14 protein-coding genes are annotated in these 12,886 nt (G+C 68.3%); 7 read left to right on the forward strand and 7 right to left on the reverse strand.

Annotated features, from left to right (window positions below):
• Positions 1–152: 152 nt before the first annotated feature.
• Positions 153–1,421 carry a mannose-6-phosphate isomerase, class I gene (gene manA / locus ACILRH_RS03445; RefSeq protein WP_395690782.1) on the reverse strand — a complete coding sequence of 423 codons (1,269 nt, stop codon included), beginning with the start codon at positions 1,419–1,421 and terminating at the stop codon, positions 153–155.
• Positions 1,422–1,551: 130 nt separating this feature from the next.
• Here manA and ACILRH_RS03450 point away from each other — a divergent pair, with 130 nt between their 5' ends.
• The 3 genes from ACILRH_RS03450 (at position 1,552) to ACILRH_RS03460 (ending at position 3,142) form a co-directional block, all read left to right on the forward strand.
• On the forward strand, positions 1,552–1,926 hold the full coding sequence (locus ACILRH_RS03450) for a helix-turn-helix domain-containing protein (protein WP_395690783.1): 375 nt from the start codon (positions 1,552–1,554) through the stop codon (positions 1,924–1,926).
• 53 nt (positions 1,927–1,979) lie between these two features.
• A complete protein-coding gene (locus tag ACILRH_RS03455; RefSeq protein ID WP_395690784.1) occupies positions 1,980–2,645 on the forward strand; it encodes a hypothetical protein in 666 nt (221 codons plus the stop codon).
• A 209-nt stretch (positions 2,646–2,854) separates the two neighbouring features.
• Positions 2,855–3,142, forward strand: coding sequence for a DUF2516 family protein (locus ACILRH_RS03460; protein WP_395690786.1), 288 nt, complete (start codon positions 2,855–2,857; stop codon positions 3,140–3,142).
• Here ACILRH_RS03460 and ACILRH_RS03465 read toward each other — a convergent pair.
• Both ACILRH_RS03465 and rfbB read right to left on the reverse strand, forming a co-directional pair.
• Entirely contained in the window at positions 3,129–4,526 is a 1,398-nt protein-coding gene (locus ACILRH_RS03465; protein WP_395690788.1) for a sugar nucleotide-binding protein, read from the reverse strand. The two genes, ACILRH_RS03460 and ACILRH_RS03465, sit on opposite strands and share 14 nt — an antisense overlap.
• Positions 4,526–5,524 (reverse strand): dTDP-glucose 4,6-dehydratase, encoded by a 999-nt coding sequence (gene rfbB, locus ACILRH_RS03470; RefSeq protein ID WP_395690790.1) that lies wholly within the window; start codon positions 5,522–5,524, stop codon positions 4,526–4,528. Before rfbB ends, ACILRH_RS03465 begins: the two co-directional genes overlap by 1 nt.
• 74 nt (positions 5,525–5,598) lie before the next feature.
• Here rfbB and rfbA point away from each other — a divergent pair, with 74 nt between their 5' ends.
• Complete coding sequence (gene rfbA / locus ACILRH_RS03475) at positions 5,599–6,462, forward strand: glucose-1-phosphate thymidylyltransferase RfbA (protein ID WP_395690791.1); 864 nt, start codon at positions 5,599–5,601, stop codon at positions 6,460–6,462.
• On the opposite strand, the gene ACILRH_RS03480 is transcribed toward rfbA, so the two are convergent.
• The 4 genes from ACILRH_RS03480 to ACILRH_RS03495 all read right to left on the reverse strand — a co-directional run bounded on the left by ACILRH_RS03480 (position 6,416) and on the right by ACILRH_RS03495 (position 10,408).
• Complete coding sequence (locus ACILRH_RS03480; protein WP_395690793.1) at positions 6,416–7,414, reverse strand: GDP-mannose 4,6-dehydratase; 999 nt, start codon at positions 7,412–7,414, stop codon at positions 6,416–6,418. The two genes, rfbA and ACILRH_RS03480, sit on opposite strands and share 47 nt — an antisense overlap.
• Before the next feature lie 7 nt (positions 7,415–7,421).
• Entirely contained in the window at positions 7,422–8,402 is a 981-nt protein-coding gene (gene gmd / locus ACILRH_RS03485; RefSeq protein WP_395690794.1) for a GDP-mannose 4,6-dehydratase, read from the reverse strand.
• A gap of 40 nt (positions 8,403–8,442) precedes the next feature.
• Positions 8,443–9,804, reverse strand: coding sequence for a sugar transferase (locus ACILRH_RS03490; RefSeq protein ID WP_395690796.1), 1,362 nt, complete (start codon positions 9,802–9,804; stop codon positions 8,443–8,445).
• A gap of 451 nt (positions 9,805–10,255) precedes the next feature.
• Positions 10,256–10,408, reverse strand: coding sequence for a hypothetical protein (locus ACILRH_RS03495; RefSeq protein WP_395690797.1), 153 nt, complete (start codon positions 10,406–10,408; stop codon positions 10,256–10,258).
• A 106-nt stretch (positions 10,409–10,514) separates the two neighbouring features.
• Here ACILRH_RS03495 and galE point away from each other — a divergent pair, with 106 nt between their 5' ends.
• From galE to ACILRH_RS03510, 3 genes are read left to right on the forward strand one after another with little or no spacing between them, the layout of a single operon-like run.
• Positions 10,515–11,519, forward strand: coding sequence for a UDP-glucose 4-epimerase GalE (gene galE / locus ACILRH_RS03500; protein ID WP_395690798.1), 1,005 nt, complete (start codon positions 10,515–10,517; stop codon positions 11,517–11,519).
• Positions 11,516–12,322, forward strand: a complete 807-nt coding sequence (locus ACILRH_RS03505; protein ID WP_395690799.1) for an N-acetylmuramoyl-L-alanine amidase — start codon at positions 11,516–11,518, stop codon at positions 12,320–12,322. Before galE ends, ACILRH_RS03505 begins: the two co-directional genes overlap by 4 nt.
• Before the next feature lie 33 nt (positions 12,323–12,355).
• Entirely contained in the window at positions 12,356–12,802 is a 447-nt protein-coding gene (locus ACILRH_RS03510) for a hypothetical protein (RefSeq protein WP_395690801.1), read from the forward strand.
• The last annotated feature ends 84 nt before the right edge of the window (positions 12,803–12,886 follow it).

Below are 12,886 nucleotides of genomic sequence, written 5' to 3' on the forward strand. Positions count from 1 at the left end.
GATCAAGGCGTTGCACTCCCGCCTGAGCTCAAGCAGCGCCTTCCTCAACCACCGGGAGCCCGGCAGAGCGCCTTCCTCAACCACCGGTGATGCGCAGAGAACCGCCCTCAACCACCGGTGATGGGCAGAGGGCCTTCCTCAACCACCGTGGGTCAGCGCGCTACTGGGACGGCGCCGACGGCGACGCGGCCGGAGCCGGTGACCTCGAGGTCACCGTCCTCGTGGCCGACGAAGACCGCCTCGCCACGCACGACCCGGAGGCAGTCGCCACCCGCGGCCACCTCGATCTCCCCCTCGAGGACCATGACGATGCGCGGTCCTGCTGAGGGGAGCGACGACGAGACGGGTGCCGTCCCGATGAAGAGCGCGAACTCCTCGACGGGGGGGTGGAAGCCGGTGAGGCCGGTCGCAACGTCGCGACCGGGGCACAACGGGGGCGGGATCGGCGTGAAGTCGGCGATCTCGAGCAGCTCGGCGACGTCGACGTGCTTGGGCGTCAGGCCGGCGCGCACCACGTTGTCCGACGACGCCATGATCTCGATGCCGAAGCCCGACGTGTAGGCGTGCACCACGCCCGCGTCGAGGAACATCGCCTCGCCGGGCGAGAGCACGACGTGGTTGAGGAGAAGGGTGACCAGGACGCCGGAGTCGCCCGGATAGCGCTCCGCGAGCGACGCCGCCTGCGAGAACACACGCAGCGCCTCGCGCTCGACGCTCGTCCGCTCGCGGTGGAGCCGGCTGGTGGGTGGGCGCTTGCGGTGCGAACGCTCCTCGGCGACCCGCGCCGCCTTGCCGAGGTCGACGAGCGCGTCGGCGAGCTCGATGCCGTCCATGGACAGCATGGTCGAGACAGCACGGTGCACGGCCTGGTCGGCCGGGCCGGTCACCAGGTCCTGGGCGATCTCCTCGGCCCAGGGCAGGTCGAGCAGCTGGAGGATGGCCGCCGAGCGTTCGACGTCACGGAAGCCGGCCATGCCCTCGAAGCGGGTGACCGCGTAGACCAGCTCCGGCTTGTGGGAGTCGTCCTGGTAGCTGCGACCCGGCGCCCCGATCGCGATGCCGGCGGCGTTCTCCCGGGCGAAGCCCTCGCGGGCGCGGGAGTTGGTCGGGTGGACCTGCAGGGAGAGCGGCTCGGCGGCGGCCAGGGCCTTCATCAGGAACGGCAGGCGGCCGAAGCGCCCAGCGACGTCGGGGCCGAGCTCGCGCTCCGGGGCCTCCCTGAGCAGGTCGAGGAGGGTGGACCCGTCGGCGAGCCGGGCCGGGTCGCCGGGGTGGGCCCCGACCCAGAGCTCGGCGTGCGGCTCGCCGTCGGGATCGTGACCCAGGAACCGGGGCAGGAGCGTGCGCGAACCCCAGGCGTACTTCCGGGTCTCGCCCTCCAGCCGATGCACTCCTGCTCCTCCCCACGTGGTGGGGTTCATCCTAGTTGTGGTGGTGGGCCGGATCGGTCTTCATTGAGCGAACCTTGAGCAAGCGCAGAACTGCCCGTTGTGCAGGGAGTCACAGCCGCTGTGCTTGCAAAGTGCTAACTCTTGCTAGCAGTATGGAGGTATGGCAAAGGGGCCCAAGGGCAAGGTCGGCAAGACCGTCGAGAGCCTGGGCGACTACCTCAAGGAGCAGCGGGTGGCCGCCCACCTGTCGCTGCGCCAGCTCGCCGAGCTGGCCGGGGTGTCGAACCCGTACCTGAGCCAGATCGAGCGCGGGCTGCGCCGCCCCTCGGCCGAGGTGCTGCAGCAGATCGCGAAGGCGCTGCGTATCTCCGCCGAGCAGCTCTACATCAGGGCCGGCATCGTCCACCCGACGGACGGTCTCGCCGGTTCTGTGGAGCTCGCGATCCTCGGTGACACCCAGCTCACCGAGCGACAGAAGCAGTCGCTGCTCGACGTCTACTCGTCGTTCCTCGCCCTCAACCAGGGCAACGACTGACCACCAACCCCCGCGGCCCGGCACCGTGCCGGACCCACAGTAAGGAGCAGGACATGGCCACCAAGTTCGACATCAGAACCGAGGCGACCCGCCCGCTCTACGCCGGCGTCGGCGTGACCGACCTCGCCGTGGAGCTCGTGCGCGAGTACGTCGCGGACGTGCAGAAGCGCTTCGCGGGCGTCCAGAAGGACGTCCAGACCCGCATCAACGACTTCGACTTCGAGCCGAAGGCGCTGCGTGAGAAGACCGTCTCCGTGTTCAACGAGCGCGTCGACGCGCTCAGCAAGGACGCCAAGGCCCGCCGTGAGGCGATCGAGGCCCGCGTGGCCGAGCTGCAGGCCGACGCTCGCTCGCTCCCGTCGCGGGTGCAGAGCCTGCTCGACGAGAACCTCGAGTCGGTCACCGACACCTACACCGACCTCGCCAAGCGCGGCGAGACCCTGGTGGAGCGGATCCGCAAGCAGGAGTCGACCAAGGCGACGGTGAAGTCCGCCAAGACCACCACGGCCAAGGCGAAGACCACCAAGACGCAGGCGACGAAGTCCGCGAAGACCACCAAGACGGCTGCGAAGAAGTCCGCCACGAAGACGACCGCTGCCGCCAAGAAGTCGTCCACCGCGCCGAAGAGCAGCGCGAAGGCGACCGCCACCGCTGCCAAGAAGACGGCCGAGACCGCTGCCAAGGCGGCGACCGAGGCTGCCGAGAAGGTCGGCGACTGAAGAGACCCGGAGCAGCTGATGCTGTTCTAGTCAGTTCTCTGCGAGGCCCCCGGACGGTGTCCGGGGGTCTCGTCGTCTGTGGGTCTCGATACGCCGTCGCTCGTTCCTCACGACGGCTACTCGACCAGCGAGGAACGGTTGGGTGGTTTCGCGGCTCGTTTCGCTCGCACCTCAGCCACCGCGGTGTGGGTCGACCGTAGGATGGCGGGGTGCTGCACGTGCTCCAGGCCCAGTCGACGGTGATGACCGTCGTGATGCTCGTGCTGCTCGCGGTGAAGCTCTTCGCCTTCGTCAGCTCGCTGCTCTACTCCGGCGAGGCCTACAACGCCGCGAACAAGCTCACCAAGCCGGCGTGGACGATCATCCTCGGGCTGGGGCTCGCGGTGCAGGTGGTCTTCGGCGGGCCGCTGAACATCATCAACCTGGTCTTCACGATCGCGGCCTTCGTCTACCTCGCCGACGTGCGACCGGCACTCAACTCGCTCACGCGTCGCTGACGCCGCAGTAGCGCGCAAGCGCCGTGAAGGCGGCCTCCGGCTCGAAGCCGGTCGCGCGCAGCTTGTCGAGGCGAAGGGCGCTGTGCGTCGGACGTGGAGCCAGGTCCTTGCCCTCGCTGTAGGCAGCGGTGGTGGTCCGCCCGACGTCGTCGGGGTCCCGGCCGGAGAGCCGGAAGACCTCCCGAGCGATGTCGGCCCAGCTGGTGACCGGTCCGCCGTTGGTGACGTTGTAGGTGCCGTAGGGCGCATTCGTCGTCACTAGGTGGCGGGTTGCGCGCGCCAGCTCGTCGGTGAAGGTGAGCCGGCCGTGCTGGTCGTCGACCACCGCGGGCGAGATGCCCCGGGAAGCGAGGTCCTGCATGGTGCGCACGAAGTTGCGCCCTTCCCCGATCACCCAGGACGTGCGCAGTACGTAATGCGCCGGGGCAGTGGCGACGGCCAGGTCGCCGGCGGTCTTCGACTGGCCGTAGACCCCCAGCGGGGACATCGGCTCGGACTCGTCGTGCTCCTCGTGCGTGCCGTCGAAGACGTAGTCGGTCGAGTAGTGGACGAGGGTGAAGCGGTGCTCGCGGGCGAGTCGAGCCAGCTGGGCCGGGCCGGTGGCGTTGGCTGCCCAGCTGGCCACCCGGCCGTCGGCTGTCTCAGCCGCGTCCACGGCGGTGTAGGCGGCAGCGTTGAGGACGACGTCGTAGTCCTGCCATGGCCACGCCCCGACCGCGGCCGGGTCGGCAAGGTCCAGGGTGTGCTCGGTGCCGGAACGCGCCACCGGGACTGCATCCGGGAGCTCGGCGCACAGTGCGCGCCCGAGCTGGCCACCGGCGCCGAGGACGAGCGTGCGGGGACCGGGCAGCGGCTCGATGTCGGCCAGCCGGGGATTGGTGCGGTCCTTCTCCGAGATCTCCGCCTCGGCCAGTGGGATCGGCCAGGGCACGGCGAGGTCGGGATCGCCGAGGTCGACCGCGGGATAGCCGATCCCCGGCCGCCAGTGGTCGTTGACCAAATAGGAGTAGGCCGTGCCGTCCTCCAGCGCCTGGTAGGAGTTGCCGACCCCGCGCGGCACGAAGACGGTGACCGACGGGTCGATCTCGATCGTGAAGCTGGTGCCGAACGAGGAGCCGGACCGGAGGTCGACCCAGGCGGCGAAGACCCGGCCGGTCGTGACGGAGACGAGCTTGTCCCACGGCTCCACGTGGAAGCCGCGGGTAGCGCCGCGGTGGGCGTTGAACGAGACGTTGTTCTGCACGGGGCCGAAGTCGGGTAGCCCGATCGCCGTCATCTTGGCTCGCTGCCAGTTCTCCTTGAACCAGCCGCGGTCGTCACGATGCACCGGCATCCGCAGGACCAGCAGGTCCGGCACCGGCGTGCGTTCCAGCGACAGCTCCATCACTGCCCCTTCGCGGCGTAGGCGGCCTCGGTCGCCGCCTTGTGCGGCCGCCACCAGGCCTCGTGCTCGACGTACCAGTCGATCGTGGCGGCCAGGCCCGCCTCGAAGTCGTCGTAGGAGGGTTCCCAGCCGAGCTCGGCGCGGATCTTGGACGAGTCGATCGCGTAGCGCAGGTCGTGGCCGGCTCGGTCGGTCACGTGGTCGAAGTCGTCCTCGGGGCGGCCGACGTGGCGCAGGATCTGGCGGACCACGTCGAGGTTGCTGCGCTCGCCGTCGGCGCCGATCAAGTAGGTCTCACCGCTGCGGCCGCGCTCCAGGATCGCGAGGACGGCCGAGGAGTGGTCCTCAGTGTGGATCCAGTCGCGCACGTTGAGCCCGGCGCCGTAGAGCTTGGGGCGACCGCCGTCGATGACGTTCGTGACCTGCCGCGGGATGAACTTCTCGACGTGCTGCCAGGGGCCGTAGTTGTTGGAGCAGTTGGAGATCGTCGCGTGAATTCCGAAGCTGCGCACCCACGCCCGGACCAGCAGGTCGGAGCCTGCCTTCGTGGAGGAGTAGGGGCTCGACGGGTTGTAGGGCGTCTGCTCGGTGAACCGCTGCGGATCGTCGAGCTCGAGGTCGCCGTAGACCTCGTCGGTCGAGACGTGGTGCAGCCGCGCACCGCTGCGCCGGACCGCCTCGAGCAGCGTGAAGGTGCCGACCAGGTTGGTGTGCACGAAGGGCGACGGGTCGGCCAGGGAGTTGTCGTTGTGGGACTCGGCCGCGAAGTGGACCACGGTGTCGTGGTCGGCCACCAGCCGGCCGACCAGGCTGGCGTCCGCGACGTCGCCGACGACCAGCTCGACCCGGTCCGACGAGAGCTCCGCGAGCGCCTCCGGGCTGGCGGCGTAGGTCAGCTTGTCGAGCACGGTGACGGTCGCCTCGGTGTGCTCGACCAGGTGATGGACGAAGTTCAACCCGATGAAACCGGCGCCACCGGTCACGAGGATGCGGTCCATGCCGGGCAGCCTATGCACCGCCGACTTGGCGCAAGGTGCGTACCGGAGAACTGACGGACACCTAGCATGCCTGCATGCGCGGGATCATCCTCGCCGGTGGGACCGGATCGCGACTGCACCCGATCACACACGCGGTCAGCAAGCAGCTGATGCCGGTCTACGACAAGCCGATGATCTACTACCCGCTGTCGACCCTCATGCTGGCCGGGATCCGCGAGGTCCTCGTCATCACAAAGCCGGAGGAGGCCGAGCAGTTCCAGAAGCTGCTCGGCGACGGCTCGCAGTTCGGCATCAAGGTCGGCTGGGCGGTCCAGCCCAGCCCGGACGGGCTGGCGCAGGCGTTCCTCATCGGTGAGGAGCACATCGCCGGGGAGCACTGTGCGCTCGTGCTGGGCGACAACATCTTCTACGGCCAGGGGATGGGCAAGAGCCTCGGCAGGTTCGCCAACCTCCCCGGAGCCGTCGTCTTCGGCTACCGCGTCGCGGATCCATCGGCCTACGGCGTCGTCGAGTTCGATGAGACCGGCCGGGCGCTCTCCCTGCAGGAGAAGCCGGATGAGCCGCGGAGCAGCTATGCCGTGCCCGGTCTCTATTTCTACGACGAGACGGTCGTCGACCGGGCGCGCGAGCTGAAGCCGTCGGAGCGCGGGGAGCTGGAGATCACGGACCTCAACCAGGGCTACCTCGACGACGGGTTGCTCCACGTGGAGGTCATCCGTCGCGGGTCTGCCTGGCTCGACACCGGGACGGTCGACGACCTCAACGAGGCCGGCAACTACGTTCGTGCCATCGAGCACCGGCAGGGGTCGAAGATCGGGTCGCCGGAGGAGGTCGCGTGGCGGATGGGCTACATCGACGACAGCCGCCTGGCCGAGCTCGCCGAGCCGTTGGTCAAGAGCGGGTACGGCCGCTACCTGATGAGCCTGCTGGACGATTGAGCCTGGCCAGGTCCGCATCCACCATGCGGCCGACGAGTTCGTCGAACCCTACGCTCGGTGACCACCCGAGCCGCTCGCGCGCCAGGGTCGGGTCGCCGACCAACTCGGTCGGATCTGCCGGCCTGACCAGCCCCGGGTCGACGCTCACCAGCGGCTTCCAGTCGGTGATGCCGGTGCGCCCGAACGCAGCTGCTACGAAGTCCCGGACGGAGTGTGCCACCCCGGTGGCGACGACGTAGTCGCATGCCTGGTCTGCGCGAGCCGCCCGCACCAGGGCGTCGACATAGTCGGGTGCCCAACCCCAGTCCCGACGCGCGTCGAGGTTGCCGAGAGTGAGAGTCTCGGCGTCGCCGTGCACGATGGCGGCGACTGTGGACGTGATCTTGCGGGTGACGAACTGTGTGGGTCGTCGGGGAGACTCATGGTTGTAGAGGATCGCGCTGACGGCGTGCAGCCCACGGCGGCGGTAGACGTCGACCAGGAGGTGGGCGAAGGCCTTCGCGGCGCCGTAAGGATTCACCGGCCGGACGGCGGTCGACTCATCCTGCGGTGACCGATCGGGGTCCCCGAAGATCTCGGCGCTCGAGGCCTGCACGAAGCGGACCTGGCGGTCGTGTTTGTCCTGCACCTGGCGTGCGGACTCCAACAGGCCCCCGGCGGCCAGCCCGTTCACCTGAGCAGTGAGGTCGGGCTCCTCCCAGGACCTGGCGACCGAGCTGATCGCCGCCAGGTTATAGACCTCCTCGGGAGCCAGGTCGAGCAGCAGGGCACGCACCCGGTCGATGTCGGTGAGGTCGCCCCGGTGCAGCTCGACGCCTGGGAGGTCGGGCAACGGCTCGAGCTCGTGGGCCAGGGCGTGCACCTCGACGCCTTCCTCGAGCAGTCGTTCGGCGAGGTAGCTCCCGTCCTGTCCGCTGATCCCGGTGATGAACGCGCGGCCAGGTGTGCTCATTGCAGCCTCACCAGCCGCCGCGGGTGGCGGCCAGGTCGGCGTCGACCATCATGGCGACGAGTTCGGGGAACGACACCCTCGGCTTCCAGCCGAGCACCTCGCGCGCCTTACTGGCGTCGCCGATCAGCCGGTCTACCTCCGCCGGCCGCATGAATCGCGGATCCTGGCGTACGTAGGTTGCCCAGTCGTCGACTCCGATGTGCCGGAACGCCTCGTCGAGGAAGTCGCGAATCGAGTGGGTCTCGCCCGTCGCCACGACGTAGTCGTCGCCCTGCGGCTGTTGAAGCATCAACCACATCGCCTCGACGTAGTCGCCAGCGAACCCCCAGTCGCGCTCGGCGTCGAGGTTGCCGAGCACGAGCTCGTCCTGGAGCCCGAGCTTGATGCGCGCGACCGCCTCGCTGATCTTGCGGGTCACGAACTCCGGGCCTCGCCGTGGCGACTCGTGGTTGAAGAGGATCCCGGAGGAGGCGTGCATGCCATAGGACTCGCGGTAGTTGATCGTCATGTAGTGCCCGAACACCTTGCTGACGCCGTAGGGCGAGCGGGGCCACAGCAGCGTGTGCTCGTGCTGTGGCACCTCCTGGACCTTGCCGAACATCTCCGAGCTCGATGCCTGGTAGAAGCGGATGCCCGCCGGCTTGTCGCCGGTGTGCAGGCGCACCGCCTCCAGCATGTTGAGCACGCCCTTCGCGGTGACGTCCGTGGTCAGCTGGGCGTTCTCCCACGAGTACGCCACGAACGAGACCGCGCCCAGGTTGTAGACCTCGTCCGGGTCGGAGTCGCGGAGCGCCCGGATCAGGCTGGACATGTCGGTCAGGTCCCCGTTGTGCAGCCGCACGTCGGGGAGCAGCGTGTGGACCAGGTCGAGCTTGGGGTTGTTCTGCCCCCGGATCACCCCGTGGACCTCGTAGCCCTTCTCCAACAGCAGCTCTGCGAGGTAGAGCCCGTCCTGGCCCGTGATCCCGGTGATCAGTGCAGTCGGCATGGGTCGATTGTGTACGACGCTGCCGTTCGTTGCGCGGGGATCAGTAGGCGCCGCGACTACCGAAGACGGCGCCGAAGGTCCTCCAAAGGATCGAGACGTCCTGCACCAGAGACCAGTTGTCGACGTAGTACAGGTCGAGTCGAACGGCCTCCTGCAGCGTGAGGTCGTTGCGGCCCGAGACCTGCCACAGACCTGTCATGCCCGGCCGAACGCGGAGCCTCCGGATCATCGGCCCCTCATACAAGGCCACCTCACGGGCGACCTGAGGGCGAGGACCGACCAGGCTCATGTCACCCTTCAGCACGTTGAACAACTGGGGCAGCTCGTCGATCGAGAACCGGCGGAGCCACTTTCCCGGCTTGGTGATCCGTGGGTCTTCCTTCATCTTGAACAGCAATGCGCTCTGTCCGGTCTGGGCCTGCATATCGGTGACGAGCGACTCGGCGTTCGGGACCATCGTCCTGAACTTCAGGCAGTTGAACTCCTTGCCGTCGCGTCCGATCCGAGTGTGTCCGAACAACACGGGTCCCCGGTCGGCGACCTTGATGCACGCCGCGGTGACGAGGAAGATCGGGCTGAAGAGCACGATCAGGGCCGCTGACCCGATCAGGTCGAACGCCCGCTTGCCCCAGCTTGTCGCGTCGGTTGACCGTGGCGGGTCGATGTGCATGAGCGGCAGCCCGCCGACCGGCCGCACGCGAATGCGCTCAGCCGACACGTCCGTAACGCTGGGTGCGACGACGACCTGGACATCGGCGCGCTCCAGGTCCCACGCGATGGACCGCAGCTGCGAGGCGGAGCGCAGGGCGCCGCCCGCGAAGAAGATGACGTCGGCATCGGAGTGCCGCACGACGTTCGACACCTCTTCCGTCGTACCAGCCACAGGGATGCCGGAACTGGTCTCCTGACGGAGGTCAGAGCGCGGAACGATGGCGCCGATGACGTGGTAACCGAGCCACGATTCTCGGCTCAGCACCGCCGCGACCTCGTCCACATGGGACGGGGTCCCAGCGATCAGGACCCGGTGCTGGAGCATTCCCTGCCGGCGAGCCTGATGAATGGCGCGGCGCAGGACGAACCGCCCAAGAAGCAATGCGGGGATACCGACCGTGAAGAACAGGAGGAAGAATCCGCGCGACAGCGGGAACTTGGCGAGATAGCAGCCGACTCCCAGCAGTCCGGCGGTCAAGAGGCTCGCGTTGAGCACCCGCTTGTACTCGTCGGGGCCGGCTCCGAAGGCGTCCTCCCGGTACCCCCCGAAAAGCCCGATGACGAGCAGCCAACCGACCAGGACCAGTGGACCGACGACCGTGACCGACCCAGATACATCACCAGGCGTGTCGAAGATCCCGAGGCGCAGTCGACCCCACACAGCGAGCAAAGCAACGAGCGCGACGATCACCAGGTCGAGCAAGAGCGCCGTCAGCGGAAGGTATCTGAGTGTGCGACGAGGAGGCCTTGTCGTTTGGGCCTGCGCCTGTGGCGCGGATACCTGCGTCGTCATTGTCTCTTCCCCCGAGTGTCAGCCCTTGCGCGATCGACCCCTCGACGCGCGCGGAACCATCCTCCACGCTTTTCGTGTATCCGGCCACTCCTGTCCGAGATTTCGGCGCACAGCGTGAGGCTGACCGGGTCCAGATGACGGTTCAAGCCAGCTCTGGCTCGTTACTGAATTGTGGCTCCGACGTGGGCGTGGCGAAGATCACAGATGGATGGCCGGGCTCAGACTGGATACATGAGCCCGGCCTACTTCGTGGTCCTGACGTTGGCATGGTGCTTGCTGCCACTGCCACTGCCGCTGGCCGTGGCCGTCGGCAGTGCATTGCGGGCCGGGAGTGTCGCGCCGGAGTCGATCAGGTCGAGCAGGCGGTGAATCGATCCCAGGCGTCGATCGCCTCCGGGTCGACGCCGACCCGCTGGCACCAGTCCTCGAAAGGACTGACGAGCACGTCGTCATCGGCCGGGCCTCGAGGGGCCGGCACGCGGAATCCGAGATCTGCGCTCATGACAGCCGTATACCCAGCTCGAGCGTCCGCCACACGCCGCTGTCGCCCGCCGCACGGCTGGGCGGGCCCATGGGACTAGTGGTGGAACCACCGTAGGGTGGCACGCATGAAGGTTCTCGTGACCGGCGGTGCCGGCTACATCGGGTCGACCACGGCCAAGGCACTCGAGGAGGCCGGTCACACCCCGGTGATCCTCGACTCCTTGCTGACCGGGCCTCTGGCGTTCGTGCGCGACCGGATCTTCTACGAGGGCGACATCGCCGACCGGGCGCTGCTGCGGCGCATCGTCGACGAGCACCCCGACCTCGACGCGACCGTCCACATGGCGGCGCGCATCGTGGTCCCGGAGTCGGTGGAGAAGCCCTACGAGTACTACCGCGACAATGTCGCCGGCTCGCTCGAGCTCTTCGACGAGCTGAACAGTCTCGGCAAGGGCCGGGTGCTCTTCTCGTCCTCGGCCTCGATCTACGCGCTCAAGAACGAGTTCGAGGTGTCCGAGGGCGACCCGCTCGCGCCGGCCTCGCCCTATGCCCGCACGAAGCGGATGATGGAGGAGGTCCTGCAGGACATGGCCGCGGCCACTGAACTGCGGGCAATCATCCTGCGCTACTTCAACCCGATCGGCTCGGACCCGGACCTGCAGTCCGGGATCTACGCCAAGGAGCCTTCGCACGTCCTCGGCCAGCTGGTGATGGCGGCTCGCGGCCAGAAGGACGCTTTCACCATCACCGGGACCGACCACCCGACCCGGGACGGCACCGGGATCCGCGACTACGTGCACGTTTGGGACCTGGCCCGGGCGCACGTGCGCGCCGTCGAGCGCTTCGACGAGGTGATCGAGGAGGCCGGTGCTCCGAGCGTCGTGATCAACGTCGGCACCGGCTCAGGGGTCACAGTCCGCGAGCTCGTGGCGGCCTTCGAGCGCGTCTACGGCCGCGAAGTGCCCGTTCGCGAGGCCCCGCCGCGGCCGGGTGACGCTGTCGGCGCTTTCGCCAACGTCGACCGGTCCGCCGAGTTGCTGGACTGGCGCAGCGAGCTGTCGCTCGACGACGCCATTGCATCAGCGCTGGCCTGGGGCGAGAAGCGCCACGAGATCCTGGGCTACGAGTGACGAAGCTCCTCGGCCCGCTCGTCGCCGCACTCGTGCTCGCGGTGGCGCCGGCGGCGGATGCCGGCCGTCCCGCTGACGGCGGCCGCCCGGTGGTTGAGGTGCGAGGAGCTCCAGCGAGGAGCCTCGAAACCCCCGGACCTCTCGCCGGCAAGGTCATCGTGGTTGACCCCGGCCATCAACTGGGAAACCACAACTTCCCGCGCCAGATCAACCGGCTCGTGCCCGCCGGCGGCTTTCGCAAGCCCTGCAACACCACCGGGACGGCCACCAACGCCGGCTACCCCGAGGCCACCTTCACCTGGCAGGTCGCGCGGCTCCTCGAGCAGCGGTTGGAGGGTCTCGGCGCCACGGTCAAGATGACGCGCTCGTCCAACCGGCAGGGCCGCTGGGGGCCCTGCGTCGACAAGCGAGGCCTCGCGGGCAACGAGATCGACGCGGACGCCAAGATCAGCATTCACGGCGACGGTTCTTACATCGCCGGCGCACACGGGTTCCACGTCATCGCGCCCACCGACCGCCGCCCGTGGACCCACGACATTTACCGGACGTCGAAGCGGCTCGCGATCGACACCCGCGCTGCACTGGAGGCACGCCACCTCGCGGTGGCCAACTACATCGCCGGCGGCGACGGGCTGGACTTCCGGTCGGACCTGGCGACAATCAACCTCTCCGACATCCCTACCGTGATGGTCGAGCTGGGCAACATGCGCGATTCGGCTGACGCTCGCCGGATGACGAGCCGCCTTGGTCGGGCAGCCTACGCCGAGGCGATCGCCGACGGCGTTCGCCGATTTCTCGGCTGAACCGATGCAGTGACCGTGCCGTACGGTGAGGGCGTGGCTCCCAAGCAACTCGGTCTGGCACTTCTCGGCGTATCCGTCGTGTGCGCGGCGCTCCTGAACGCTTGCAGTAGCTCGGATGAGCCGACGAACAAGCCGAATCCGTCGGTCTCGCCGGGAAAGCCGCTGCCGACGGTCGAGGCGGACGGGCTGCCCGCCGACTTTCCCCGAGACGAGATTCCGATCGTCGACGGCGAGGTGACCTCGGTGCAGAAGGGCAAGTCCGACGACCCCGGCTACGCGGTTGCTGTCTTGGTCGACGGCGAACCGACCGCGACCCTGGCGGAGGCAGTCAGCCTCCTCGAGGGAGCCGGCTGGAAAGCGCAGTCCGACGGAGGCGGTGTCGCTGTGCTCAGCAAGGAAAGCGGCCAGGTCGTCGTGACGACCTCACTTTCCAGTGATCAAACCGTGGTCAGCTACGCGATCGACCTCTCCGCCGTCTGACACGTGCGACCAGATGGCCCGATCGGGTCATGTCGATCTGGGGTTGGCTGCGTACTCTGAGTCGATCCGGGGGAGGCCATCGTG

The organism is Nocardioides sp. (assembly GCF_044226765.1).
In the GTDB taxonomy this organism is placed as follows: Bacteria; Actinomycetota; Actinomycetes; order Propionibacteriales; family Nocardioidaceae; genus Nocardioides.

Excerpts from the sequence above, each read along its gene's own strand:
- manA (WP_395690782.1), bottom strand. The coding sequence starts at position 1,421 with ATGAACCCCACCACGTGGGGAGGAGCAGGAGTGCATCGGCTGGAGGGC.
- ACILRH_RS03450 (WP_395690783.1), top strand. The coding sequence starts at position 1,552 with ATGGCAAAGGGGCCCAAGGGCAAGGTCGGCAAGACCGTCGAGAGCCTG.
- ACILRH_RS03455 (WP_395690784.1), top strand. The coding sequence starts at position 1,980 with ATGGCCACCAAGTTCGACATCAGAACCGAGGCGACCCGCCCGCTCTAC.
- ACILRH_RS03465 (WP_395690788.1), bottom strand. The coding sequence starts at position 4,526 with ATGGAGCTGTCGCTGGAACGCACGCCGGTGCCGGACCTGCTGGTCCTG.
- rfbB (WP_395690790.1), bottom strand. The coding sequence starts at position 5,524 with ATGGACCGCATCCTCGTGACCGGTGGCGCCGGTTTCATCGGGTTGAAC.
- rfbA (WP_395690791.1), top strand. The coding sequence starts at position 5,599 with ATGCGCGGGATCATCCTCGCCGGTGGGACCGGATCGCGACTGCACCCG.
- ACILRH_RS03480 (WP_395690793.1), bottom strand. The coding sequence starts at position 7,414 with ATGAGCACACCTGGCCGCGCGTTCATCACCGGGATCAGCGGACAGGAC.
- gmd (WP_395690794.1), bottom strand. The coding sequence starts at position 8,402 with ATGCCGACTGCACTGATCACCGGGATCACGGGCCAGGACGGGCTCTAC.
- ACILRH_RS03495 (WP_395690797.1), bottom strand. The coding sequence starts at position 10,408 with ATGAGCGCAGATCTCGGATTCCGCGTGCCGGCCCCTCGAGGCCCGGCC.
- galE (WP_395690798.1), top strand. The coding sequence starts at position 10,515 with ATGAAGGTTCTCGTGACCGGCGGTGCCGGCTACATCGGGTCGACCACG.